This window comes from Mesorhizobium helmanticense (assembly GCF_003034915.1).
GTDB lineage: Bacteria > Pseudomonadota > Alphaproteobacteria > Rhizobiales > Rhizobiaceae > Mesorhizobium > Mesorhizobium helmanticense.
Genome location: NZ_PZJX01000025.1, coordinates 13,774 through 36,762, shown reverse-complemented (window position 1 = coordinate 36,762; position 22,989 = coordinate 13,774). Strand labels below are relative to the sequence as shown.

At 62.6% G+C, this 22,989-nt stretch carries 24 protein-coding genes and 1 tRNA gene; 13 read left to right on the top strand and 12 right to left on the bottom strand.

Going from position 1 to position 22,989, the window contains the following annotated elements; translation table 11 throughout:
* Nucleotides 1-69: 69 nt before the first annotated feature.
* The gene (locus tag C9427_RS11485; RefSeq protein ID WP_107649298.1) at nt 70-1,263 is read right to left on the bottom strand and encodes a glycosyltransferase; all 1,194 of its coding nucleotides are present in this window, start codon (nt 1,261-1,263) and stop codon (nt 70-72) included.
* 136 nt (nt 1,264-1,399) lie between these two features.
* Here C9427_RS11485 and mutS point away from each other — a divergent pair, with 136 nt between their 5' ends.
* From mutS to C9427_RS11470, 3 genes are all read left to right on the top strand, one after another.
* The gene (gene mutS / locus C9427_RS11480; RefSeq protein ID WP_107649297.1) at nt 1,400-4,132 is read left to right on the top strand and encodes a DNA mismatch repair protein MutS; all 2,733 of its coding nucleotides are present in this window, start codon (nt 1,400-1,402) and stop codon (nt 4,130-4,132) included.
* A gap of 76 nt (nt 4,133-4,208) precedes the next feature.
* A complete protein-coding gene (locus C9427_RS11475) occupies nt 4,209-4,673 on the top strand; it encodes a nuclear transport factor 2 family protein (RefSeq protein WP_107649296.1) in 465 nt (154 codons plus the stop codon).
* Nucleotides 4,674-4,680: 7 nt separating this feature from the next.
* A complete protein-coding gene (locus tag C9427_RS11470) occupies nt 4,681-5,235 on the top strand; it encodes a TetR/AcrR family transcriptional regulator (protein WP_107649295.1) in 555 nt (184 codons plus the stop codon).
* 5 nt (nt 5,236-5,240) lie between these two features.
* Here C9427_RS11470 and C9427_RS11465 read toward each other — a convergent pair whose 3' ends face one another.
* The 4 genes from C9427_RS11465 to C9427_RS11450 form a co-directional block, all read right to left on the bottom strand.
* Nucleotides 5,241-5,999 (bottom strand): MBL fold metallo-hydrolase, encoded by a 759-nt coding sequence (locus tag C9427_RS11465; protein ID WP_245437057.1) that lies wholly within the window; start codon nt 5,997-5,999, stop codon nt 5,241-5,243.
* A 97-nt stretch (nt 6,000-6,096) separates the two neighbouring features.
* Nucleotides 6,097-6,942, bottom strand: coding sequence for an aldo/keto reductase (locus C9427_RS11460; protein ID WP_107649293.1), 846 nt, complete (start codon nt 6,940-6,942; stop codon nt 6,097-6,099).
* A gap of 82 nt (nt 6,943-7,024) precedes the next feature.
* Complete coding sequence (gene copM / locus C9427_RS11455) at nt 7,025-7,414, bottom strand: CopM family metallochaperone (RefSeq protein ID WP_107649292.1); 390 nt, start codon at nt 7,412-7,414, stop codon at nt 7,025-7,027.
* Between the two features lie 42 nt (nt 7,415-7,456).
* Entirely contained in the window at nt 7,457-9,961 is a 2,505-nt protein-coding gene (locus C9427_RS11450; RefSeq protein ID WP_107649291.1) for a heavy metal translocating P-type ATPase, read from the bottom strand.
* A 201-nt stretch (nt 9,962-10,162) separates the two neighbouring features.
* Here C9427_RS11450 and C9427_RS11445 point away from each other — a divergent pair, with 201 nt between their 5' ends.
* From C9427_RS11445 to murJ, 3 genes are read left to right on the top strand one after another with little or no spacing between them, the layout of a single operon-like run.
* A complete protein-coding gene (locus C9427_RS11445) occupies nt 10,163-11,014 on the top strand; it encodes a glycosyltransferase family 25 protein (RefSeq protein WP_107649290.1) in 852 nt (283 codons plus the stop codon).
* A 33-nt stretch (nt 11,015-11,047) separates the two neighbouring features.
* A complete protein-coding gene (locus C9427_RS11440; RefSeq protein WP_107649289.1) occupies nt 11,048-13,849 on the top strand; it encodes a [protein-PII] uridylyltransferase in 2,802 nt (933 codons plus the stop codon).
* 46 nt (nt 13,850-13,895) lie between these two features.
* A complete protein-coding gene (murJ, locus tag C9427_RS11435) occupies nt 13,896-15,494 on the top strand; it encodes a murein biosynthesis integral membrane protein MurJ (protein ID WP_107649288.1) in 1,599 nt (532 codons plus the stop codon).
* Nucleotides 15,495-15,509: 15 nt separating this feature from the next.
* Here murJ and C9427_RS34065 read toward each other — a convergent pair whose 3' ends face one another.
* A complete protein-coding gene (locus tag C9427_RS34065) occupies nt 15,510-15,677 on the bottom strand; it encodes a hypothetical protein (protein WP_167434318.1) in 168 nt (55 codons plus the stop codon).
* A 259-nt stretch (nt 15,678-15,936) separates the two neighbouring features.
* On the opposite strand from C9427_RS34065, the gene trpS reads away from it, so the two are divergent.
* The 3 genes from trpS to C9427_RS11420 all read left to right on the top strand — a co-directional run bounded on the left by trpS (nt 15,937) and on the right by C9427_RS11420 (nt 18,312).
* The gene (gene trpS, locus C9427_RS11430; RefSeq protein ID WP_107649462.1) at nt 15,937-17,004 is read left to right on the top strand and encodes a tryptophan--tRNA ligase; all 1,068 of its coding nucleotides are present in this window, start codon (nt 15,937-15,939) and stop codon (nt 17,002-17,004) included.
* Nucleotides 17,005-17,109: 105 nt separating this feature from the next.
* Nucleotides 17,110-17,601 (top strand): universal stress protein, encoded by a 492-nt coding sequence (locus tag C9427_RS11425; RefSeq protein ID WP_107649287.1) that lies wholly within the window; start codon nt 17,110-17,112, stop codon nt 17,599-17,601.
* Nucleotides 17,602-17,742: 141 nt separating this feature from the next.
* A complete protein-coding gene (locus C9427_RS11420) occupies nt 17,743-18,312 on the top strand; it encodes a NifU family protein (protein ID WP_097576905.1) in 570 nt (189 codons plus the stop codon).
* A gap of 111 nt (nt 18,313-18,423) precedes the next feature.
* Here C9427_RS11420 and C9427_RS11415 read toward each other — a convergent pair whose 3' ends face one another.
* The gene (locus C9427_RS11415; protein ID WP_107649286.1) at nt 18,424-19,041 is read right to left on the bottom strand and encodes a L,D-transpeptidase; all 618 of its coding nucleotides are present in this window, start codon (nt 19,039-19,041) and stop codon (nt 18,424-18,426) included.
* Nucleotides 19,042-19,267: 226 nt separating this feature from the next.
* Between C9427_RS11415 and cueR the strand changes: the two genes are divergently transcribed.
* The 4 genes from cueR to C9427_RS11395 all read left to right on the top strand — a co-directional run bounded on the left by cueR (nt 19,268) and on the right by C9427_RS11395 (nt 20,688).
* Nucleotides 19,268-19,690 carry a Cu(I)-responsive transcriptional regulator gene (gene cueR, locus C9427_RS11410; RefSeq protein ID WP_107649285.1) on the top strand — a complete coding sequence of 141 codons (423 nt, stop codon included), beginning with the start codon at nt 19,268-19,270 and terminating at the stop codon, nt 19,688-19,690.
* Nucleotides 19,691-19,740: 50 nt separating this feature from the next.
* Nucleotides 19,741-20,160 (top strand): OsmC family protein, encoded by a 420-nt coding sequence (locus C9427_RS11405; RefSeq protein WP_107649284.1) that lies wholly within the window; start codon nt 19,741-19,743, stop codon nt 20,158-20,160.
* Between the two features lie 136 nt (nt 20,161-20,296).
* Nucleotides 20,297-20,370, top strand: a tRNA-Cys gene (locus C9427_RS11400).
* 66 nt (nt 20,371-20,436) lie between these two features.
* On the top strand, nt 20,437-20,688 hold the full coding sequence (locus tag C9427_RS11395; protein WP_107649283.1) for a hypothetical protein: 252 nt from the start codon (nt 20,437-20,439) through the stop codon (nt 20,686-20,688).
* A gap of 68 nt (nt 20,689-20,756) precedes the next feature.
* Here the strand turns inward: C9427_RS11395 and C9427_RS11390 are convergent, their stop codons facing one another.
* Genes C9427_RS11390 through C9427_RS11370 form a run of 5 tightly spaced genes read right to left on the bottom strand, consistent with a single transcriptional unit; the run spans nt 20,757 to nt 22,988 of the window.
* Nucleotides 20,757-21,059 (bottom strand): hypothetical protein, encoded by a 303-nt coding sequence (locus C9427_RS11390; protein ID WP_107649282.1) that lies wholly within the window; start codon nt 21,057-21,059, stop codon nt 20,757-20,759.
* Complete coding sequence (locus C9427_RS11385; RefSeq protein ID WP_107649281.1) at nt 21,049-21,450, bottom strand: hypothetical protein; 402 nt, start codon at nt 21,448-21,450, stop codon at nt 21,049-21,051. The genes C9427_RS11390 and C9427_RS11385 overlap by 11 nt, the downstream gene beginning before the upstream one ends.
* Nucleotides 21,447-21,638 (bottom strand): hypothetical protein, encoded by a 192-nt coding sequence (locus tag C9427_RS11380; RefSeq protein ID WP_107649280.1) that lies wholly within the window; start codon nt 21,636-21,638, stop codon nt 21,447-21,449. Before C9427_RS11380 ends, C9427_RS11385 begins: the two co-directional genes overlap by 4 nt.
* Nucleotides 21,635-22,141, bottom strand: coding sequence for a type II toxin-antitoxin system VapC family toxin (locus C9427_RS11375; protein ID WP_107649279.1), 507 nt, complete (start codon nt 22,139-22,141; stop codon nt 21,635-21,637). The genes C9427_RS11380 and C9427_RS11375 overlap by 4 nt, the downstream gene beginning before the upstream one ends.
* Complete coding sequence (locus C9427_RS11370; RefSeq protein WP_107649278.1) at nt 22,134-22,988, bottom strand: hypothetical protein; 855 nt, start codon at nt 22,986-22,988, stop codon at nt 22,134-22,136. The genes C9427_RS11375 and C9427_RS11370 overlap by 8 nt, the downstream gene beginning before the upstream one ends.
* Nucleotide 22,989: the final 1 nt, after the last annotated feature.

The window sequence follows — 22,989 nt, the reverse complement described above, 5'->3', positions numbered from 1 at the left end:
TTAAGGCCACACGCCGCCGCTGTAAACCGCCAAGCGACAGGGAATCGTGGTTGAGCGCGGCGTCTTTGGTCAGGCCCGATCGGCCGGGGAGGCCAGCATGGCAAGCTCTCGCGCGTGGTCACGCACCGGGGCCCATCGCATCAGCGCAGAGGTCGGGGGAAATGGCCATTGCGAGAGCGGCGGTGCGTCGCTGCCCATGCGCCGCAGCAGCGCCGACAGATAGGCCATCAGTTCCAGCCGCTGCGCGCGCACCTTTTCAAGAGTACGGGCACGGACCTCCTGGCGCGATATCCGACGGTCGCGCAGCGTCTCGACAGCCTTCCTGATCGCCGCGGGCTCCGGTTCGGCGATCAGGCAATAGTCCGGATCGAAATAGACGTCGCGACCGCCGAGGCTCGGCGTCGAGACGATCGGCAGCCCGGCCATCAGATATTCCATGCTGGAATACATCGCGCCTTCCGCCGCCGACAGGCAGAGCCCGACCGCGGCCTGGTTGTAGACGCGATTGACTTCCGCCTGCGACAGGCTTGCGGTCATGCCCTCGACGATCGGGTTGGCGATGCGATGGAGCGGCGACTGCGCTTGGAGGCGGCGGATGAAGGCGCGAGCGCTGGAAGGCGGCAGTTCGCCGATCGACGTGGCGATGTGAACCAGCTTTTCGATGTCGAAGGCAAGGTAATGCCGCTTGGTATGCGATATGCGGCCGGTGTAGACGGCGTCGAACTCGACCGGCACATCCGGCAATGGCCGGAACACGTCGTCGGATATCATCAGATTGTGGTTGGAAAAGATCGCGGTGCCGCCAACCGCGGCGATCAGGCGGCGCTCCTCCTCGGTGTTGCAGAGGAAGATGACCTCGTGATCGGGGCAAAGCCTGGCATACCAGGCGAGATCCCGGCCGATCTGCTCGACGACGGCCGGCCGCTCCAAAGTCCAGCTCGGCATCAGCAGGAATGCCGCGCGCCGCGACGCCAGGCGCCGGCCGATGGCGGCAACGGAGTAAAACGGGCGCGGCCCGCCGACCGGCGTATACAAGACCAGCGGATCGCGGCTGACCACGTGCACGGAAACCTGGATGCCGCCATCGAGGTCGGACAGCGGACCACGGGACGGAAGAATGAAGGGAAACCGCTTTCGCGCCGAGAGCCTGAGCTTGTCCGCGGTTCGGTTGGCGCGGCGCGCCGCCTTGAGCAGCACGCGCTGCAGCGGCGACCCGACAGGGCCGATCATCTCCTCGAATGTCTCGTGCCTGTCCTTGTCCACTGTGCCCTGCCCAAGCTCCGATCCCTCAGTATTCGCGATTTGGATTTCAGGCAACGTGGCGAACCCGGCGCCCCTTTCCCCTGCTTTTCGAGCCGCCGGCATTAAACCCGGCAGTCACATCTGCTAGCGTGCCGGCATGAACATGCACATGCCAACCGAGCCCGACCCCCCCGAGGCGGCGACGCCCGCGCCCGTAACGGGCGGCGCCGTCACGCCGATGATGGAGCAGTATATCGAGATCAAGGCGGCGAACCCGGATTCGCTGCTGTTCTACCGCATGGGCGATTTCTACGAGCTGTTCTTCGACGACGCCGAAAAGGCAAGCCGGGCGCTGGGCATCGTGCTGACCAAGCGCGGCAAACACCAGGGCCACGACATTCCGATGTGCGGCGTGCCGGTGCATGCGGCCGACGACTATCTGCAGAAATTGATCGGACAGGGGTTCCGCGTCGCCGTCTGCGAGCAGATCGAGGATCCGGCGGAAGCGAAGAAACGCGGCGGCAAATCGGTGGTGCGCCGCGACGTGGTGCGGCTGGTGACGCCCGGCACCATCACCGAGGACAAATTGCTGGCGCCGTCGGAATCGAGTTTCCTGATGGCGCTGGGACGGGTGAAGGGCGGAGCGGAGCACTCCTTCGCGCTTGCCTGGATCGATATCTCGACCGGCAGCTTTCGCGTCGCCGAGACCACCGCCGACCGGCTGCTCGCCGATGTCTTCCGCGTCGACCCGCGCGAGTTGATCGTCGCCGAGCCGGTGTTTTATGACCCGGAGCTGAAACCGGTGTTCGACGTGCTTGGCCGCGTCGCCAATCCGCAGCCGCCTTCGCTGTTCGATTCGGCCTCGGCGGCAGGGCGCATCGCCCGCTTCTTCGAGGTGGCGACACCGGACAGTTTCGGTACGTTTTCGCGCGCCGAGCTGTCGGCGATCTCGGGCGCGATCGCCTATGTCGAGAAGACGCAGAAGGCCGAGCGGCCACCATTGTCGCGACCCGAACGCGAGGAGCAGGGCTCGACGCTGTTCATCGACCCGGCGACGCGCGCCAATCTTGAACTGCTTCGCACCTTGTCCGGCAACCGCGAAGGCTCGCTGTTCAAGGCGATCGACCGCACGGTGACCGGTGGCGGGGCACGGCTGCTCGCCGACCGGCTGACGGCACCGCTGACCGATCCGGCGGCCATCGGCGCGAGGCTGGACTCGGTGTCGTTCTTCCGCTCCGAGACGCGGCTCTGCCAGGCGGTGCGGGCGAGGCTGAAGAGTGTCGCCGACATGCCGCGCGCGCTGTCCAGGCTGGCTCTCAACCGTGGCGGCCCGCGCGATCTCGGCGCGCTGCGCGCCGGGTTCGAGGCGGCGGGCGCGATTGCCGAACTGTTTGGAGAAGCCACCCTGCCCAAGGAGGTGGTGTCGGCGCTGGCGGCGATCGAAGCGCTGCCACGCGAGCTCGCCGCGCATCTGATGCAAGCGCTGGGCGAGGAGTTGCCGCTGCTGAAGCGCGACGGCGGCTTCATCCGCTCCGGCTATCACGGCGAGCTCGACGAGATGCGGGCGCTGCGCGACGAATCGCGCAAGGTGATTGCCGGGCTGGAACGCTCGCTGATCGAGGAGACCGGCATCCGCTCGCTGAAGATCCGGCACAACAATGTGCTCGGCTACTACATCGAAGTTACCGCCAACCACCATTCGATCATGACCGGCAGCGACGGGGCGAAGGCGCGCTTCATCCATCGCCAGACCATGGCCAATGCCATGCGCTTCACCACGACGGAGCTGGCCGAGCTGGAATCGAAGATCGCCAATGCCGCCGACCGGGCGCTGGCGATCGAGCTTGCCGCCTTCGACCGGCTGACAGCTGAAGCCGTCGGCGAGGCGGATAAAATCCGCGCCGGCGCCGAAGCGCTTGCCGTGCTCGACGTCTCGGCAGCGCTCGCCCTGCTCTCGGAAAGCGAGGCCTGGTGCCGGCCGGTGGTCGATGCAAGCCTTGCCTTCGAGATTTCGGGCGGACGCCATCCAGTGGTCGAGCAGGCGCTGCGGCGTTCGGGCGAAGGTCCGTTCGTCGCCAATGATTGCGACCTGTCACCGGAAGGCGGTGCGAAGAATGGCGCGATCTGGCTGCTGACCGGGCCCAACATGGGCGGCAAGTCGACCTTTCTCCGGCAAAACGCGCTGATCGCCATCCTTGCCCAGACCGGCTCCTTCGTGCCGGCGACATCAGCCCATATCGGCGTCGTCGACCGGCTGTTCTCGCGGGTCGGCGCCTCCGACGACCTGGCGCGCGGCCGCTCGACCTTCATGGTCGAGATGGTGGAAACGGCGGCGATCCTCAACCAGGCCGGCGAGCGCGCGCTGGTCATCCTCGACGAGATCGGCCGCGGCACCGCCACTTTCGATGGTCTGTCGATCGCCTGGGCGGCGGTCGAATATCTGCACGAGAAGAACCGCTGCCGGGCGATCTTCGCCACCCATTTCCACGAAATGACGGCGCTAGCCGGCAAGCTGCCGCGGCTGCACAACGTCACCATGCGGGTCAAGGAATGGGAGGGCGACGTCGTCTTCCTGCACGAGGTCGGCAAGGGCGCGGCCGACCGCTCCTATGGCGTGCAGGTAGCGCGGCTGGCCGGCCTGCCGGAAGCCGTGGTCGGCCGGGCCAAGGAAGTGCTGCACCAGCTCGAAGCCGGCGAAGTCTCGGGCAAGGCCAACCGGCTGGTCGACGACCTGCCGCTGTTTTCGGTGGCGCTGAAGCGGGAGGCGCCGAAGCAGGCCAGGAACGATGCGCTGGGTGAGGCGCTGGGCGCGATCAACCCCGACGAGATGACGCCGCGAGAGGCGCTGGAGGCGCTGTACAGGCTGAAGGGGATGGCGGGGAAACCATAGCACCATTCAGTGCCCTTGACGCTACTGTACCGATTGGTACAATACTCCCCATCGCTTCAATCGATGGGATAATGCCATGAGCCGTCCACCGCTGCCGCCCTTCACGCTTGAGACCGCGACACAAAAGGCGCGGCTTGCCGAGGATGCCTGGAACAGCCGCGATCCCGAACGGGTTTCGCTCGCCTATACCGAGGACAGCGCTTGGCGCAATCGCGCAGAATTCGTCAGCGGGCGAAAGGAGATCGTCGGCTTCCTAGCGCGCAAATGGGCCCGCGAGCTCGACTACCGCCTCATCAAGGAGGTGTGGACCTGGAACGAAAACCGCATCGCCGTGCGCTTTGCCTATGAATGGCGCGACGACAGCGACCACTGGTTCCGTTCCTACGGCAACGAGAACTGGGAGTTCGACGCCGCCGGGCTGATGCGTAGGCGCGTCGCCAGCATCAACGATCTGCCGATCAGCGAGAGCGAGCGCAAATATCACTGGCCGCTCGGCCGCCGGCCCGACAACCATCCCGGCCTTTCCGAGCTCGGATTGTAACGGGCGCATGCGCAGGATCGCGCCCGATCGCGCCGACTTGCTCTCCATCATCGGCGAAGTTTTCCGCGAGCACGGTTATGAAGGGGCAAGCCTGGCGCTGATCGGCGCGGCGACCGGCTTAGGCAAAGGCAGCCTCTATCACTTCTTTCCCGGCGGCAAGGAAGAGATGGCGGCGGCCATCATCGCCCATATAGATGGATGGTTCGAGGAAAATGTCTTCGTGCCGCTGCAGGACAGGGCTGACCCGCATGCCGGCATCGAACGCATGCTGGAGGCCACCGACCGCTATTTCCGCTCCGGTCGGCGGGTGTGTCTGATCGGCGCCTTCGCGCTTGACGAGTCCCGCGACCTTTTTGCCAAGGCGATCAAAAGCTATTTCGGCCGCTGGGTGGCGCATCTAGCCGAAGCGCTGACCCGCACCGGACATAGCCCGGCCAGGGCGGACGAACTGGCCGAAGAGACGGTCTGCGCCATCCAGGGCGCGCTCACGCTGGGACGCGCTTTCGACGATACGGCGGTCTTTTCTCGCGCCCTGCAGCGAGCACGGGCGGCACTGGGCTAGAGTTCTTACAAGGGCTCGAAGCGGAAGGTTGTTTCGGTGCGGGAAACCCTACCGACGCCGGGCGAATCGAGATGCGCTCCCGCGACGTAGCAGCCGTTGCCGGTTGCCATCGCCAGTATTTGCAGCCGGCTTGCCCGCGCCTGTTCCTGGTCGGCGTCGAACTCCCACGTGATCTCCGGGTGGTCGAATTGAAGCGACGGCACATGCACGATGTCGCCCCAGGTCAACAATGTTTCGCCTCCACTCATGACGCGGAAGCAGGTGTGGCCGACTTCATGGCCAGGGGTGGCGATCGTATCGATAGACGCGCTGAGGCGCTGCCCAGGGTCGAAGGGCCGGGCGCGACCGTGGAAACGTTCCAGCCTCGCCTCCGCCCGGAACATGTCGAGCTCGGCTCGCGGGACAAGCAGGCGAGAGAGCTGCGGGAAGCCGTCCCGACCGTCGGCAAGGATGAGCCCGTGGATATGGTCGAGATGGGTGTGGGTGAAGGCAACAGTGCGTATTCGGCCGACGGCGATCTTCGCCTCGCGCAGCGCCTCGGGCAGATGCCCCATTGTCGGGTGCCAGGCGTTCGAAGCCCCTGTGTCGATCAGCGTGATTTCGTCGCCGTCATCAATGGCAAAGGCGTTGACGGATAGCCTGAGCGCGCCGTCGACAAGCGCCACCTGCGATGGCAGGTCATCACCGAATACGATGTTTCCGGGCTGGCGCAGCCGCCTGGTTGGCATGTCGACATAACCGTCGCGCAGCGACGTGACCGTCATATCCCCGATTTTGTACGCCGTGTGATGATGCCCGGCTGAAATTCGTTCCAATGCTCACTCTCTCATCTTCCGAAAACCGATTCCCAATTTTCGGATTCTAGATCATCTCCAAACCACGCTTGCGGGTCGGCGGCGGGAAGGCGCGGTCGAGGTCGGCGAAATCTTCCGGGGTGAGCCTGATATCGAGCGCGGCGACGTTCTGGCGGACATGCTCCTGCCGGCTGGCCTTGGGAATGGCGATGACACCGTCTTGGCGCATCACCCAGGCAAGCGCGATTTGCGCCGGCGTCGCATTGTGGCGGGCAGCGATGGCTTCGAGCCTGGGGTTGCGCGCCAACGTGCCTTGATCGACCGGCGAATAGGCCATCAGCGGAATGCCGCGCTGCCGGCTCCAGGGCGAAAGGTCGAATTCGGGGCCGCGCTGGGACAGATTGTAGAGGATCTGGTTGGTCTGGACATTGCTGCCGCCCGGCAGGCCGACCAGTTCCTCCATCTCGTGGGTGTCGAAATTGCTGACGCCCCAGTGGCGGACCTTGCCCGCCTTCTTCAAGGCCTCGAACGCCTCGACTGTTTCCGCCAGCGGCACGCTGCCGGGCCAATGCAGCAGATAGAGATCGATGCGGTCGGTGGCGAGGCGCTTCAGGCTGTTCTCGCAGGCACGCGCCACGCCGGCGCGCGAGGCGTTGGACGGCAGCACCTTGGAGACCAGGAAGGTCTCGTCGCGGCGCCCGGCAATAGCCTGCGCCACCACCTCCTCGGCACCGCCGCTGGCATACATTTCCGCCGTATCGATCAGCGTGACGCCAAGGTCCAGCCCAAGCTTGAGGGCGTTGACCTCATCGGTACGGCGGCGGGCGTCCTCGCCCATCTTCCACGTGCCCTGGCCAAGCACCTGAACGGCTTCGCCAGAGGGCAGCGTGGTGGTTCTAATCGTTGATGGCATCACGTGCTCCAGTCGGGGCCGGAAACTATCATAGCCGGCGGGAGAAATCCGGAAAGGACCTTCCCGGAACTCAACGTGGTGGCTACTTCACCGGATGAGCGGCGAGCCAATCCTGCATCTGCTTGATCTCGGCTTCCTGTGCCTTAATGACCGCCTCGGCCAGCTTGCGGATTTCCGGATCCTTGCCGTTGGCCAATTCGACCTTGGCCATGGCGATCGCGCCCTGATGATGCGGGATCATGCCGCGGACGAAGTCGACATCGGCATCGCCGGAATATTCGATCATCATGTCGGTGTGCATCTTGTCCATCGCCGCCTTGTAGCCTTCGGTCGAGGGGCCATCGGCGCCCATCGCCATCGCGCCCATGTCGTGTTTCATCTCTTCGGACTGCGCTGGGACGCTTTCGAGAAACACTGCAACCAGCATCCCCGCCGCCATCAGCAACAGCACGATTTTTTTAGCCAAGCTCATCCATGATCTCCTGTTGAATGGATTCGTATTTGGGGGCTTCACTCAGAGTTTCAACGTCCTGAGCCGCAAAGCGTTGGCGATGACCGAAACCGAAGACAGGCTCATCGCCGCCGCCGCAATCATCGGCGAAAGCAGCGTGCCGGTGAGCGGGTAGAGCACACCGGCCGCGACAGGCACGCCAAGCACATTGTAGAGGAAGGCGAAAAACAGGTTCTGGCGGATGTTGCGGATCGTTGCCTGTGCGAGCGTTCGGGCCCGGACGATGCCGTTGAGATCGCCCTTGACCAGCGTGATCCCGGCGCTTTCGACCGCCACGTCGGCGCCGGTACCCATGGCGATGCCGACATCGGCGGCGGCCAGCGCCGGTGCATCATTGACACCATCGCCGGCCATGGCGACGCCGGCGCCTTTCGAGCGCAATTCCTCGACAAGTGTCGCCTTCTGTTCCGGCAGCAGGCCAGCGCGAACCTCGTCGATGCCGAGCTTGCCGGCGATAGCCCTGGCCGTACGCTCATTGTCGCCGGTCGCCATGATGATCCTCAAGCCCCTGTCGTGCAGCGCCTTGATTGCCTCAGCAGTCGTCGCCTTGACTGGATCAGCGACGGCGACAATGCCGGCCAGCTTTTTCCCTATGGCAACGAACATCACCGTCTTGCCGTCCGCCTGCAGCGCCGTGGCCTGTTCACCGAGCGGCGCGGTGTCGATGCCGAGATCGGCCATCATGGCCGTATTGCCGAGCGCGACCTTCTTGCCCGACACCGTGCCGGAAACGCCTTTGCCGGTGACCGCCTCGAAGTCATTGGCGTCGGCGATTTTCAATCCCCGCTCGCCGGTGCCATCGACGATCGCCTCGGCCAGCGGATGCTCCGAGCCCTTCTCCAAAGCAGCGGCAAGCGCCAGCAATTCATCGTCCGGCATGCCGTCGAGGGCGACAACATCGGTCAACCGCGGCCGGCCTTCGGTCAGCGTTCCGGTCTTGTCTACTATCAACGTGTCGACGGAGGCAAAACTTTCGAGCGCCGCCGCTTCCTTGATCAGCACGCCGGCATGCGCGCCGCGCCCAGTGGCGGTCATGATCGACATCGGCGTCGCTAGGCCCAGTGCGCAGGGACAGGCGATGATCAGTACCGAGACCGCCGAGACGATGGCAAAGATGAGGCTGGGCTGCGGGCCGAAGACCGCCCAGGCGATGAAGGCAATGATCGCGACCAGCACGACGGCCGGGACGAAATAGAAGGAGACGCGGTCGGCCAACCCTTGAATCGGCGCGCGCGACCGCTGCGCCTTGGCGACGAGCTCGACGATCCGGGCCAGTGTGGTCTCGGCGCCGACCTTGTCGGCGCGCATGACCAGCGAGCCGTTCTTGTTGAGCGTGCCGCCGGTCAAGGCATCGCCTTCGGTTTTTTCGACCGGCAGCGGCTCGCCCGATATCATCGATTCGTCGATGGAAGAGCGACCTTCGAGCACGATGCCGTCGACCGGCACGGCATCACCGGGACGGATGCGCAGGCGGTCGCCGGCCTTGACCGCATCGAGCGGCACATCGTTTTCGGTACCGTCCTCGAAGATCCGCCGCGCCGTCTTCGGCGCCAGGTCGAGCAGCGCGCGGATCGCCGAGCCGGTTTTTTCCCGGGCGCGCAGTTCCAGCACCTGGCCCAGGAACACCAGCGCCACGATGACGGCGGCCGCCTCGAAATAGACCGGCACCGTGCCGCCATGACCGCGGAACTGGTGCGGAAAGATGTCCGGAAACAGCGTGGCGACGACGCTGTAGACATACGCGGCCCCGACGCCGAGCGAAATCAGCGTCCACATGTTGGGGCTGCGGTTGAGAACCGAATCCCAACCGCGATGAAAGAAGGGGAAAGCGGCCCACAGCACCACCGGGCTGGCCAGCGCCAGTTCCACCCAGACCTTCGTCCGATCGTCGATGAAGGCTTGAAAGGTCAGACCGAGCATCGGCGCCATGGCAGTGATCAGCAATGGCACGGACAGCACCGCACTTACCCAGAAGCGCCTGGTGAAGTCGACCAGCTCCGGATTCGGGCCTTCATCGCCGGTCGGTACGCCCATCGGCTCCAGCGCCATGCCACAGATCGGGCAGGAGCCTGGCTTGTCGCGAACGATTTCGGGATGCATCGGGCAGGTGTACTGCGTGCCTTTCGGCATCGCCGGTGCCTGTGGCCGATCGCCAGGATATTTTGCCGGCTCCGCCTCGAATTTCGCCTGGCAAGCGGCCGAACAGAAATAGAAGCCCTGGCCCTCGTGTCGGGAAAAGTGCTTCGCGGTGGCGCGGTCGACGCTCATGCCGCACACGGGATCGGTGGCCGTCAAATATTTCTCCGGCTCGGCGACGAATTTCTGGCGGCAGCGCTCGCTGCAGAAATGATAGAGTTGGCCGCCATGCTCGGCCGTCGGCTTGCCGGCGGCTGGATCGACGGTCATGCCGCAGACCGGATCGCGGATGACGGCTTCCGCGGCGGATGGAGCTGCTTTCGTCGAGCAGCAGCCGCTGTGCGCGTGATGATCGTGGTCGGAATGCGTCATGCGAATTGCCTCGGTGTCTCGATACGATGCGGAGGTAGTGCTTCCAGTAACTGGAAGGTCAAGGGCCAGTCACAATTTTTCGAGCCTACTCCTCGCAGAACCGCATGGCGGAAAAAACCGCACGCATTTGTGCCGGTGTGCTATGGACGCGACCACTTTAGGGCAACCGCGTCGATCCCATCCAAACGAAGTGCCTGGCAAATGAAATGTCTGGTCATCAATCTCGATCGGTCCGGCGACAGGCTCGCCCATATGACGGCCGAGTTTGCCCGGATCGGCGTTGGGTTCGAGCGGTTGGCGGCGATCGACGCCCAGGACCGGCCCGACCTCGCCCTTATGCCGCTGCGCGTCAAGCGCAAATCGCCGCTTCGCATGACGGACGCCGAGATCGGCTGCCTGCTCAGCCATAAGGCCTGCTGGGCGATCGTCGCGGCCGGCGACGATGCCTACGGCGCCATCTTCGAAGACGATATCGTCTTTTCCGCAAAGGCCGGCGCATTGCTTGCCGATACCGGCTGGATTCCGGCCGACGCCGACATCGTCAAGCTGGAGACATTCTTCAAGAAAACCAAGGTCGCCCGAAAGCGCGTTTCGGCCGGCCACGGTTTTTCCGTCTCCAGGCTCTACGGGCTCCATATCGGGACAGCGGGCTACATAATTTCAAGGCAAGCCGCGCGCGACCTCGTCGCCGGCACCGAGGATATCGGTATACCGGTCGACCACGTCGTCTTCAATCCGGCCTTGGCAACGTCGTCCAGCAAGACCATCTATCAGCTCGTTCCGGCACTGTGCCTGCAGGATCAGTTCCTGGGTGAGCGGGCTGTCGGATTGCCGAGCATGCTCAAGCAGGAACGCGGCGAGCAGCGTGACGTAATCGAGATGATCAAAAGACGCAGGAAGACGGGACTGAACAAAATCAGCACCGAGATCAAGCGGATAGTCGAACAGATTTCCGACCTCTGCCGGCTGCGGCAAGAGACAATCATCCCATTCGACTATCGCGGAGAACGTATCCGCCCGCCCCATACCCAGCGCCGCGAAAACGCGCTATAGACGCCGCCGAAACGGCGAGGCCGAACAGCACTTATGGCAAAAATAGCCCTGAAACTCGACGATTTGATCGACGGCGAAGCCTTGCGCCGTGACATGACAGCTCTGACCGCGGCCACGGCAGGCAATGGCGCCGGGCAGGCAGTGCGCAGTGGCGTGCTCCAGCTTCTCAAAAGCCGGCTCAACGAGGGCCGCACAATCGCCGAACGCATGCTGATGGAGGATGGCAGCGGCAGCGCCTGCGCCGCCCGGCTGTCGCATCTCATGGACGAGATCATCCGCGCGCTCTACGATTTCGCCGCCAACCATGTCTATCGCGTGAAAAACCCGTCATCGGCCGAACGCATGGCCGTCGTTGCGGTCGGCGGCTATGGCCGCGGCACGCTGGCGCCGGGCTCCGACATCGACCTCCTGTTCCTCTTACCCTACAAGCAGACGCCGTGGGGCGAGCAGATCGTCGAATACATGCTCTACATGCTGTGGGATCTCGGGCTGAAGGTCGGCCATGCCACCCGCAACATCGACGAATGCCTGAGATTGTCGCGCACCGATATCACCATCCGCACCTCGATCCTGGAAGCACGCTTCCTGTGGGGCGAGCAGAAGCTTTATGACGAGCTCCTGCTGCGCTTCGACCGCGAGGTGGTGCGCACGACCGGCCCCGAATATGTGCAGGCCAAGCTCGCCGAACGCGACGAGCGCCATGCCAAGGCCGGTGAAAGTCGCTATCTGGTCGAACCCAACGTCAAGGACGGCAAGGGCGGACTGCGCGACCTGCAGACGCTGTTCTGGATCGGCAAATATTTCTACCGGGTGCGCACCGGCGAGGAACTGGTCGACAAAGGTGTCTTCACCGATGCCGAATACCGGGAATTCCAGAAGGCCGAGGACTTCCTTTGGGCCGTGCGCTGCCACATGCATTTCCTCACCGGCAAGGCTGAGGAGCGGCTGCATTTCGACATCCAGCGCGAGATCGCCGAGCGGCTGGGCTACACCACCCATCCGGGCCTGTCGGCGGTCGAACGCTTCATGAAGCACTACTTCCTCGTCGCCAAGGATGTCGGAGACCTCACCCGCATCTTCTGCGCGGCGCTCGAGGAGGAACAGGCCAAGCATGTGCCGGGTTTCAACCGCATCTTCCTCACTTTCTCGCGCCGCAAGCGCAAGCTTGCCGGCACCTCCGATTTCATTGTCGACAATCACCGCATCAACATCGCCGACGACCAGGTGTTCGAGCGCGATCCGGTCAACCTGTTGAGGCTGTTCTGGTTCGCCGACAAGCACGGGCTGGAATTCCATCCCGATGCGCTGAAGCTTCTGACCCGGTCGCTTGGCCTTGTTGGCAAGTCGCTGCGCCGCGACGAGGAGGCCAACCGGCTGTTCCTCGACATATTGACCTCGGACCGCAATGCCGAGCTCAATCTCAGGCGCATGAACGAGGCGGGCCTGCTGGGCAAGCTGATCCCGGATTTCGGCAAGATCGTCGCCATGATGCAGTTCTCGATGTACCACCACTATACGGTGGACGAGCACCTGATCCGCTGCATCGGCGTGCTGGCCGAGATCGAGCGCGGCGACGGCGAAAAGCTCCATCCGCTCTCGCACACACTGATGCCGGGCTTGCGGAAAAGCCGCGAGGCGCTCTATGTCGCGGTGCTGTTGCACGACATCGCCAAGGGACGGCCGGAGGACCATTCGGAAGCGGGCGCCCGGATCGCGCGGCGCATCTGTCCGCATATGGGGCTCTCGCCAGCCGACACCGAAACGGTCGCCTGGCTGGTCGAGAACCATCTCGTGATGTCGATGACGGCGCAGACCCGCGACCTCAACGACCGCAAGACGATCGAGGATTTCGCGGCGGTCGTGCAGTCGGTCGAGCGGCTCAAGCTGCTGCTGATCCTCACCGTTTGCGACATCAGGGGCGTCGGCCCGGGCGTGTGGAACGGCTGGAAAGGCCAATTGCTGCGAACGCTCTACTACGAGACCGAGCTGTTGTTGACCGGCGGGTTCTCGGAAGTGTCGCGCGCCAAGCGGACGGCGGCGGCGCGCGAGCTATTGGCCGAAGCGCTCGCCGAATGGCCCGACAAGGCCCGCAAGCGCTATGTCGGCCTGCACTATGAGAACTATCTGCTGACGGTCGATCTCGCCGACCAGCTCCGTCATGCCGAGTTCATCCGCGAGGCGGATGCCGCGGGCAAGAAGCTCGCCACCATGGTCAAGACCCACCAGTTCGAGGCGGTGACGGAAATCACCGTTCTGGCGCAGGACCATCCCCGGCTGCTTTCGGTCATTGCCGGCGCCTGTGCCGGGGCCGGCGGTAACATCGTCGATGCGCAGATCTTCACCACTTCGGACGGCCGCGCGCTGGACACCATCCTGATCTCGCGCGAATTCGACCGCGACGAGGACGAGCGCCGTCGCGCCGAGCGCGTCGGCCGGCTGATCGAGGACGTGCTGTCGGGCAAGAGCTGGCTGCCCGAGATGATCGAAAAGCGCACCAAGCCGCGGCGTGGCTCCAAGGTGTTCCGCATCCCGCCGCGCGCCGAAATCCGCAACACGCTGTCGAACCGGTTTTCCGTGATCGAGGTCGAGGGGCTGGACCGGCCGGGCCTGCTTTCGGAGATCACCGGGGCGCTGTCGGACCTGTCGCTCGACATCGCGTCGGCCCATATCACCACCTTCGGCGAAAAGGTCATCGACACTTTCTACGTCACCGATCTCACCGGCCAGAAGATCGACAGCCCGGCGCGCATCGCCGCCATCCATAACCGGCTGATCGCGGCACTCGAAGGCAAAGCGCCCGAGCGTGGCGGCAAGACCAAGGCCGCGGCCGAGTGAACGCCGTCCTCGATTTTTCCCCGTCACGCAGGCAATCTCCACGCAAATGAGCCTTGTCAAGAAATTCGCCACCGTCGCTTCCGGCACGCTGATGAGCCGCGCCCTCGGCTTCGGCCGCGAGATGCTGATGGCCGCAGCACTCGGCACCGGGCCGGTCGCCGACGCCTTCAACGCCGCTTTCCAGTTCCCCAACACCTTCCGCCGGCTGTTCGCCGAAGGCGCCTTCAACGCCGCCTTCGTGCCGCTCTTTGCCAAGGAGATCGAAACCCACGGCACCGACGGCGCCAAGCGCTTTTCCGAAGAAGTGTTCGGCGTGCTGTTCACGGCACTTTTGGCGCTGACCATCGCGATGGAACTGGCGATGCCGCTGATCGTGCGCTACCTGGTGGCGCCGGGCTTTGCCGACACGCCGGGGAAGTTCGAGACGACGGTCGAGCTTGCGACCGTCATGTTTCCCTACCTGATCTGCATGTCGCTGGGCGCCATGATGGCCGGCATGCTGAATTCGCTGCGCCGCTATTTCGCGGCCGCTGTGGCGCCGGTGTTCCTCAACATCATCCTGATCAGCGTGCTCGCCTATGCCTGGTACAAGGGGTCGGACGCCCGCACGGTCGGCTTCGGGCTGGCCTGGGGCGTGCTGGCGGCGGGGCTGGTGCAGCTCGCCATCGTCTGGGTCGCGGTGCGCCATGCCGGCATCTCGATCGGCTTTCGCCGGCCGAAGATGACGCCCAGCGTCAAGCGGCTCCTGGTCCTGGCGCTGCCGGCGGCGATCACCGGCGGCATCACGCAGATCAACCAGCTGATCGGCACGGCGATCGCGTCGGCGCAGGACAGCGCGGTTTCGTCGCTTGCCTATGCCGACCGCATCTACCAGTTGCCGCTCGGCGTCGTCGGCGTCGCCGTCGCGATCGTTTTGTTGCCGGAACTGTCGCGGGCGCTGAAGTCGGGCAATCTCATCGAAGCGGCCAATCTGCAGAACCGCTCGGTCGAGTTCACGCTGTTCATGACCCTGCCGGCCGCCGCCGCACTGCTGGTCATGTCCGAGCCGATCGTGCGGCTGGTCTATGAGCGCGGTGCGTTCGCCGCCAACAACTCGACCCCCACCGTGGCGGCGATCCTGGCGATCTTCGGCCTCGGCCTGCCTGCCTTCGTGCTGATCAAGGCGTTCACCCCAGGCTATTTCGCCCGCGAGGACACGCGCACGCCGATGATCTTCGCCGCCATCTCGGTGGCGGTGAACGTGACGACCGCGCTGACGCTGTTCCCGTCGATGGGTGCGCCAGGCATAGCGGTGGCCTCAGCCGTGGCCGGCTGGGTCAATGCGCTGATGCTGCTCGGCGTGCTGATCCGGCGCGGCCATTGGGGCCGCGACGTGCCGCTTTTGAAACGCATTCCGCGGCTGGTGCTGTCGGCGGCGGTGATGGCGGCGGCGCTCTATTTCGCCGAGCACTGGTTCGCGGCCAGGATCGGCCCCGGGTCGCCGCTGCTGATCAAGGCGACGACGGTGCTCGGGCTCGTCGCCGGCGGGGCGCTGCTCTATTTCGTCACCGCCTTCGCTACCGGCGGCGCCGATTTCGGCATGATCCGGAGGAATATCAAACGCAAGGGTGCGCCGCCGGTTACGGAACAGTCTCCAGATCCGTAAGCCGGAATTCAAACATCAGTCTTCGCCGGACAACTCGTCGTAGACAGAGCGTGGCAGCGGGTTGCGCGCCTGCTCGCTCAACTCAATGCCGAACTCGGCCCGGAGCCGTGCTGCCGTCTCCAGCGGCGTTTCGCGGTCGTGTCGGCGCTCCAGAGCTTTCTCATTGTTGATGGTGATGGTCATCCATTTTCTCATCAGATGATATGCAAGACACGTCTAACTATATCATACATGTCGATGTCGGCGCCGCCCCTTGTATCTGCACGAGACAGGCGCACAAGCGCGACGCCCAACAACAAGGAACAAGCAATCCGGCCTGAAGCAATTGCTCCGCCGCGATCGCCTACAGCCTCTTGATCCTCTCATCGCTCTCGTCCATAAGCGCGCCGTCGCAAGACTTTCGCCGCGCGCGAAACGGCCCTCCACAAGCCATGAGGACATCATGACCGCCTTCAAGCCACTCGTCTTTTCCGGCGTCCAGCCGACCGGCAACCTGCATCTCGGCAACTATCTCGGCGCCATCAAGAAATTCGTCGCCCTGCAGGACACGTCCGACTGCATCTATTGCGTCGTCGACCTGCATTCGCTGACCGCGCAGCTCGTCTATGATGATCTTGCCGACCAGACGCGCTCGATCACCGCTGCCTTCCTCGCCTCCGGCATCGACCCGAAGAAACACATCGTTTTCAACCAGTCGCGGGTCATGCAGCACGCCGAGCTTGCCTGGATCTTCAACTGCGTGGCGCGCATCGGCTGGATGAACCGCATGACGCAGTTCAAGGACAAGGCCGGCAAGGACCGCGAGAACGCCTCGCTCGGGCTGCTAGCCTATCCGAGCCTGATGGCTGCCGACATCCTGCTCTATCGCGCCACCCACGTGCCGGTGGGTGAGGACCAGAAGCAGCATCTGGAGCTGACCCGCGACATCGCGCAGAAATTCAACAATGACTTCTCGGACCGCATCGCGCGCCTTGGCGTCGGCGTCGAGATGCAGGTCGGCGAGGAGACGGTGAATGGCTATTTCCCGCTGACCGAACCGGTCATCGGCGGGCCGGCGGCGCGCATTATGAGCCTGCGCGACGGCTTGAAGAAGATGTCGAAATCGGACCCGTCGGACCTGTCGCGCATCAATCTGACCGATGATGCCGACGCCATCTCGAAGAAGATCCGCAAGGCCAAGACCGATCCCGAAGCGTTGCCGGGCGAGTTGGACGGCCTGGCCGGCCGGCCCGAGGCGGAAAATCTCGTCGGCATCTATGCGGGTCTCGCCGAAATGTCGAAGGAGGCGGTGCTCCAGGAGTTCGGCGGCCAGCAGTTTTCCGTGTTCAAGCCGGCGCTGGCCGACCTTGCCGTGGAAAGGCTGGCGCCGGTCGCCAGCGAGATGCGCCGGATTTCCGGCGACCGCGCCTATGTCGACGCCGTCTTGAAGGATGGCGGCGAACGCGCCGGCGTCCTGGCCGAGACGACGATGAAGACCGTGCGCGACATTATCGGGCTGCTGCAGGCCTGATCTCTGTCCTGGCATTGCCACCCAACACAGCCACAATGGCCGGCCGCTTGCGGCCGGTCTGCGGCGGTGGCAGATTGCGGTCGAAAAACCACCGAGTAGATAGACATGGTCTCAAAACGCCTCAGCCGCGAAGCCGGTCATCGCCGCAAGTTCCTGGCGATCATCGACGACACGCCGGAATGCGAACGCGCCGTCGCCTACGCCTCGAAGCGCGCGCAGAGCACGAGCGGCGTGCTGGTGCTGCTCTATGTGATCGAGCCGGACGATTTCCAGCACTGGCTGGGCGTCGAGAAGATCATGCGCGAGGAAGCTACCGCGACGGCGCGCGCGGCTCTCGACAGCTATGCCAACAAGGTGCGCCAGAAGCTTGGCATCGAGCCGGAACTGGTGGTGCGCGAAGGCAAGCCGACGGAAGAGATCCACAAATTGATCGAGGAAGACCAGGACATCGCCATATTGGTGCTGGCGGCCGGCGCCGGCAAGGAGGGGCCGGGGCCGCTGGTCGGCGCGGTAGCCGGCAAGGGCGCCGCCTTCCCGATTCCAGTGACCGTGGTGCCGCAGAACCTTTCCGATGAGGAGATCGACAGCCTCGCTTAGTGCGGGCGCAGGGATTAGAACCCCTGGCAAAACATTCCGCCAGCCAGCCATTCCGGCGATGCGTTTCGCTTGAATGTCCAGCCGATAAAGCCTATTTAGAATTATTCCAAACTATTGCCCGAAACGGGTATGGAGACGGCCATGTTCATCCAGACCGAATCGACGCCGAACCCGGCGACGCTGAAATTCCTGCCCGGCAAGGAAGTGCTTGTCGAAGGCACCGCCGATTTCCGCGACGCCGCCGCTGCCGCGGCTGCCTCGCCGCTGGCCGGCCGGCTGTTCGAGATCCCGGGCGTCACCGGCGTCTTCTTCGGCTATGACTTCGTCACCGTGACCAAAGACGGCCCCGACTGGCAGCATTTGAAGCCGGCGATCCTCGGCGCCATCATGGAGCATTTCATGTCCGGCGCGCCGGTCATGGTCAAGGCCGGCCCCGCCGCCGAAACCAGCCAGACCGGCGAATTCTACGACAAGGCCGACGAGGAACTGGTCATCACCATCAAGGAACTGCTCGATACCAGGGTGCGCCCGGCCGTCGCCCAGGATGGTGGCGACATCACCTTCCGCGGCTTCGAGAACGGCACGGTATTCCTGCACATGAAAGGCGCCTGCGCCGGCTGCCCGTCATCGACGGCGACGTTGAAGCACGGCATCCAGAACCTTTTGCGGCATTTTGTGCCCGAGGTGCAGCAGGTCGAACAGGTCTCCTGAGAGACTCGGTAACAATTCGCCCTTCGGGCAAAAACAAAAAACCGGGCCGAATTGCCCGGTTTTCTGTTTTGGACGTCAGTTGTTGCCTAGACGGTCCGCGTAGAATTGGTCTTACAAGACGATGACCTTGGCGCCGACCGATGTGCGGTCGTAGAGGTCGATAATGTCCTGGTTCATCAGCCGAATGCAGCCTGACGACATCGCCTTGCCGATCGAGTTCCATTCCGGGCTGCCATGCAGGCGATAGCCTGAATCGCCACCCCTGTTGAAAAGATACATGGCGCGCGCGCCGAGCGGGTTCTTCAACCCCGGCTCCATGCCGCCGGCAAACTTTGCGAGCTCCGGCTGGCGCTTGATCATCGCACCAGGCGGTGTCCAGGTCGGCCATTCGCGCTTCAGCGCGATGCGGGCGGTGCCATGCCATTCAAAGCCTTCGCGGCCGACGCCGATGCCGTAGCGCATCGCCTCGCCGTCGCCCATGACGAAATAGAGGAACTTGTTCTGCGTATCGACGATGATGGTGCCCGGCTTTTCCCTGGTGTCGTACTCCACCACTTGCCGGCGGTACTTGAACGGCACCTTTTCGATCGGAATACGCGGCAATGAATAGCCGGCATCGGTCATCGCGCCGTAGTCGTTGGAGAACACCCGCGAGCCGATGGTGCTGCAACCGGTGATAGCGGTCGACAGCGCGAGGGCGGCGAGGATTGCAAATGACTTCAAGCGCATAAAAAGGTCCGATGCCCCGCCTAAAATAGCGCGGCTCGTTACGGCCGCTTTGTCGTCATCATTCATGCTGGCATTTGCTTTGCTTGCCAAGCGCCCGATGCCTATATGCGAGAGCTTACGTGCCGGTAACCCCGTTACTATGGCATTTTGGCAACAGGCCTCACAGGATTGTGAAGCAAAATCAATGGGGCAACCCATTAGGGCTGCCGAATTCGAGGAAGTCACCATGAATGTCGGGGATGCCGCCCACCGTTCCGGCCTGCCGGCCAAGACCATCCGCTACTATGAGGAGATCGGCCTGATTCGTCCCCGGCGCGCCGGTAACGGCTACCGCGATTATACGGGCGAGGACATCCACCGGCTGGCTTTCCTGCGCCGCGCGCGCAACCTGGGCTTTTCCATCGACGATTGCCGTCAGCTGATGGCGCTCTACCAGGATCGCAGCCGCGCCAGCCACGATGTACGCGAGATCGCGGCCGCCCATGTCACGGCAATAGAGGAGAAGGTGCGCGAGCTGCAATCGATGCGCTCGACCCTGCAGAAGCTGATCTACGCCTGCCACGGCGACGACCGGCCGGACTGCCCGATCCTGGATGATATTGCGGGTGATGCGCAGGATGGCGACAAGGGCGCTTCGTCGGCAGTATAAGTGCTGCACGCCAACGCGTTGAAGATCCGCAACGAGGGGGATATCCACACATGGTTTCCATGACCGTCGAACTGCGCACGGTGGAAGGCACGCAAGCCGCGATGGGCTGGGCCGGCGGACACACGATCGTCGTCGACCGGCCCGAAGGCAGAGCAGGCGGCATGGGCCTCGGCTTCAATGGCGCCCAGTTGCTGGCGCTGGCGATCGGCGGATGCTTCTGCAACGACCTTCGCTATGTCGCCGAGGACATGGGCGTGAAGCTCGGAAAGGTCGGTGTCACCGTTACGGTGAACCTCGAAGGCAAGCCCTTGCTGGCGACATCGGCAAGGATGACGGTTTCCTGCGAGACACTGGACGGCTCCGACCCCAGGACAATCATCGACGGCGCCAACGCGATCACCGCGGTCGGCAACTCGCTGCGGCGGGGCGTGCCGGTGGAGATCGAGATGGCGGGGGACGGAAGGACTTGAGGCCCGAAAGCCATAAAGGACCTGGCGCGCCATAAGAGGGAAACCGAGCGTTAAGCCGTCGCGCCAGTTTTGCCAGCGTCATCTGGGCATCGACCAGGTTGACTAGGCGCTGATGGATTGGGCATAGAGGCACCAAGGTCTGAGGGCGGGACGGTGACGCACCGGTCTGCAAAACCGACGGAGTGGGTTCAATTCCCACTCAGACCTCCATACACCGGCGCTGATTTGTTCCGCGGAAGTATCGTGGGCAAAAAGGACTGACAGCTAGGGCGTCCAATGAGCGAGAACGTCGGCCTTATTATATATCCGGTACCCAGCCTTGTCGCGACCCTGCTTAACCGGGAGCGAACAAAGGGTAGTCCTTTGACAGAGGAAGAGGTGATCCAAATCCGCGACACCTGTCCGGCGATCGCGATGCCTCCCGACGTTGCTCGACAGGTGGATGAGTCACGAGGCTACCGCGATATTGATCCAGAAAATTGCTGGGAAGAGTGGCAGCGAGCCCGGAAGGAACTGACCGAGAGTTGAGGACTTGGTCTGTCAAATATATAATCGCCCTGGATAAGGCGATTATGTACTTTACAAACAAACGCAGTTCAACTCTGATTGCGTCCGGACGCACCGCCGATAAATGATAACGCCGCAATAACTATGCCGCCGAGCATTTTCACATATTCCGCACGTTCTGGAGTTGGTCCCCAAATGCCGACCCCAATGGCACCGAAAAGCGCGATGACGGCTATTAGGCCGGCGATATATACCGGGGCATTCTCTTTGGAACCAAATAGACTCCCGAAGTAGCCAAGTTCCTGAGAGTGATGCTTGAGGTCGGTTTCCGTCACTTGCGTGTTTACAGGAACTTCGCTCTTGGCCGGACCGGCGACTTTTTTAGCGACCATCGCCCGCCCTGCCCTTCTTCAAGACCGTATACGTAAAAATAACAGTGTATCGATCGGCACTCTTCCCTACAATATCTACAACACAAGACAGCAGAAAGTCTGAATCTTTGTCATTGGCGATACCAACCGGCCTGGTTGTAGAGAATGGTCCGGGCTTGAATCCCCTAGATACAGTGACATTCACAATAGACTCTTTTCCAGTATCCGGAATGACTTTTATATTTGCTCTTTCATCTGCGTCGTCAGATAGCGCGACGGTTACAACCAATTTATAGTCCGTATCCCCGTCTTCCACGAACGGATATATTTCAACAGTTTGATCCTTATAGAAAACAAGGACTCCAGACGTTAGCACCTCCAAGTCATCGATCTTTGCGTCATGTCGTATCATTTATTTTGCTTTGATCCGTGTTTCGAAGGCATAACCTTCTTTTGACTGGGTGGCGTCCGCGCCAGCTTGCCCATTAGGGCATCGGCATCGGATTTCCCTTCGTCCGCTTCAATCTCGCGCGCCTTCTCTATGAACGCGCGCGACTGTGTTGCGTCATCCCGCTCTGCGGACTTGTGCTTCGCGGTCATTGGGCGCCCTCAAATATATCGTGCTGCGGCTTAGGTGGCTTAGGCGTTGGTTTTGGAGGGCAGATTTTCAGCGGCTTGCCATCAGCGCGGTTCACCTTACCGTCCAGCATGAGCAAATCGGCCCCATCGAACGTGTGCATCTCATCGACGTTCAAGGCCAGCGCCGTTGCCAAATGGATGCCATCGGATGGCTTCTTGCATTCGGTGTGATGTCTCATAAGCCTTCGACAGGCGACACCAATCTTTTCGTCAACGACGACCGCGCGAATCCATTTTTGCCGCAGCAACAATTCGATTTGCTTATCGCCATCCTCAGAAAGCGGCTTGCCGGCGTCCTCGCACTTCGCCTTGAAGACCTCCGCAAAGGTGAAGAATGACGTGTAGATCAGTACGTCGCCGACTTCGGCTTCCTTCCACACTGCGGCACAATTATTCAGCTTGCCCGGCTCCTGGTTTATGAGGCCGAGAAACGTACAGGAATCCCAATACACTCTTTTAGCCAAGCCGCCCTTCGTGCAATTGCTCTAAATATTCGTGAGGGTCCATCCCCGCCGTAAAATCAGGATCAAGTATCGCTTCCAAATTCACAAGAGGGGCAAACTCTATTTCCCGCACTTCGACCGCGTCTATGGTCTGCAATTTTCCGCCGGCGATGTAGTTGAGCCGCCCATGTACCCCAAGGGTCTTTCCCTTCCAAATATCGCTCATGGAATGCTCGTCACCGAACCTTTCGATTATGTCTCTGGAAAGAGTGCACCAGATGAAGCCATACATTTCGTTTTTGATCTGGATAGCCTCTCTATTGCGATAACGACCAGCCGCAAGCATCACTCCTTCAATCTCGCCGAACGACTGTCGCGGCACTAGATCTTGCTCGAAATCCATCACGTTGAAAGCATCAAGCGTGTTGATACCGGCTTTCGCCTGATCGGGCGTGATCGAGATCACGTCACCGTCTTCAAAATCAATATAAGTCTCACCGATGCCGTTTAGATTTCTGGCGAAGATGCCTTTGGCAACAGCGAAGGTATCTTGCGTCATCCATTCCGGAGGAGTGCCGCGCGTCATGAGGCTTCGAAGACCTTGCGAGACTTCGGTTTTGACGAGCTTAGCCATGGCCGACACATTGACCGAAGGATTGGACGCTTGCGCAACGGCAACGACAGTAAACGGGCTATTGGTGCTGGCTTTCTCTAGCCTCCACTCAAAACGCGAGTGCGGGTCGCCCATCGACTGCTGAGCGGCCTCAAATAGCTTCATGTGGTCGAGAACCTGCTGCATGGCGTCGGTGACGCTCAGCAACTTTTCGTCGGAGACGGTGGGGTGCACCGTTATGACGACACGGTCCATT

Bases quoted from the DNA above. Each gene is read 5' to 3' on its own strand.
- C9427_RS11415 (WP_107649286.1), bottom strand. From the start codon at position 19,041: ATGCGCTTGAAGTCATTTGCAATCCTCGCCGCCCTCGCGCTGTCGACC.
- mutS (WP_107649297.1), top strand. From the start codon at position 1,400: ATGAACATGCACATGCCAACCGAGCCCGACCCCCCCGAGGCGGCGACG.
- C9427_RS11475 (WP_107649296.1), top strand. From the start codon at position 4,209: ATGAGCCGTCCACCGCTGCCGCCCTTCACGCTTGAGACCGCGACACAA.
- trpS (WP_107649462.1), top strand. From the start codon at position 15,937: ATGACCGCCTTCAAGCCACTCGTCTTTTCCGGCGTCCAGCCGACCGGC.
- C9427_RS11470 (WP_107649295.1), top strand. From the start codon at position 4,681: ATGCGCAGGATCGCGCCCGATCGCGCCGACTTGCTCTCCATCATCGGC.
- C9427_RS11395 (WP_107649283.1), top strand. From the start codon at position 20,437: ATGAGCGAGAACGTCGGCCTTATTATATATCCGGTACCCAGCCTTGTC.
- C9427_RS11450 (WP_107649291.1), bottom strand. From the start codon at position 9,961: ATGACGCATTCCGACCACGATCATCACGCGCACAGCGGCTGCTGCTCG.
- C9427_RS11465 (WP_245437057.1), bottom strand. From the start codon at position 5,999: ATGACGGTCACGTCGCTGCGCGACGGTTATGTCGACATGCCAACCAGG.
- C9427_RS11370 (WP_107649278.1), bottom strand. From the start codon at position 22,988: ATGGACCGTGTCGTCATAACGGTGCACCCCACCGTCTCCGACGAAAAG.
- murJ (WP_107649288.1), top strand. From the start codon at position 13,896: ATGAGCCTTGTCAAGAAATTCGCCACCGTCGCTTCCGGCACGCTGATG.
- cueR (WP_107649285.1), top strand. From the start codon at position 19,268: ATGAATGTCGGGGATGCCGCCCACCGTTCCGGCCTGCCGGCCAAGACC.
- copM (WP_107649292.1), bottom strand. From the start codon at position 7,414: ATGAGCTTGGCTAAAAAAATCGTGCTGTTGCTGATGGCGGCGGGGATG.
- C9427_RS11385 (WP_107649281.1), bottom strand. From the start codon at position 21,450: ATGATACGACATGACGCAAAGATCGATGACTTGGAGGTGCTAACGTCT.
- C9427_RS11380 (WP_107649280.1), bottom strand. From the start codon at position 21,638: ATGACCGCGAAGCACAAGTCCGCAGAGCGGGATGACGCAACACAGTCG.
- C9427_RS11425 (WP_107649287.1), top strand. From the start codon at position 17,110: ATGGTCTCAAAACGCCTCAGCCGCGAAGCCGGTCATCGCCGCAAGTTC.
- C9427_RS11390 (WP_107649282.1), bottom strand. From the start codon at position 21,059: ATGGTCGCTAAAAAAGTCGCCGGTCCGGCCAAGAGCGAAGTTCCTGTA.
- C9427_RS34065 (WP_167434318.1), bottom strand. From the start codon at position 15,677: ATGACCATCACCATCAACAATGAGAAAGCTCTGGAGCGCCGACACGAC.
- C9427_RS11440 (WP_107649289.1), top strand. From the start codon at position 11,048: ATGGCAAAAATAGCCCTGAAACTCGACGATTTGATCGACGGCGAAGCC.
- C9427_RS11460 (WP_107649293.1), bottom strand. From the start codon at position 6,942: ATGCCATCAACGATTAGAACCACCACGCTGCCCTCTGGCGAAGCCGTT.
- C9427_RS11420 (WP_097576905.1), top strand. From the start codon at position 17,743: ATGTTCATCCAGACCGAATCGACGCCGAACCCGGCGACGCTGAAATTC.
- C9427_RS11405 (WP_107649284.1), top strand. From the start codon at position 19,741: ATGGTTTCCATGACCGTCGAACTGCGCACGGTGGAAGGCACGCAAGCC.
- C9427_RS11445 (WP_107649290.1), top strand. From the start codon at position 10,163: ATGAAATGTCTGGTCATCAATCTCGATCGGTCCGGCGACAGGCTCGCC.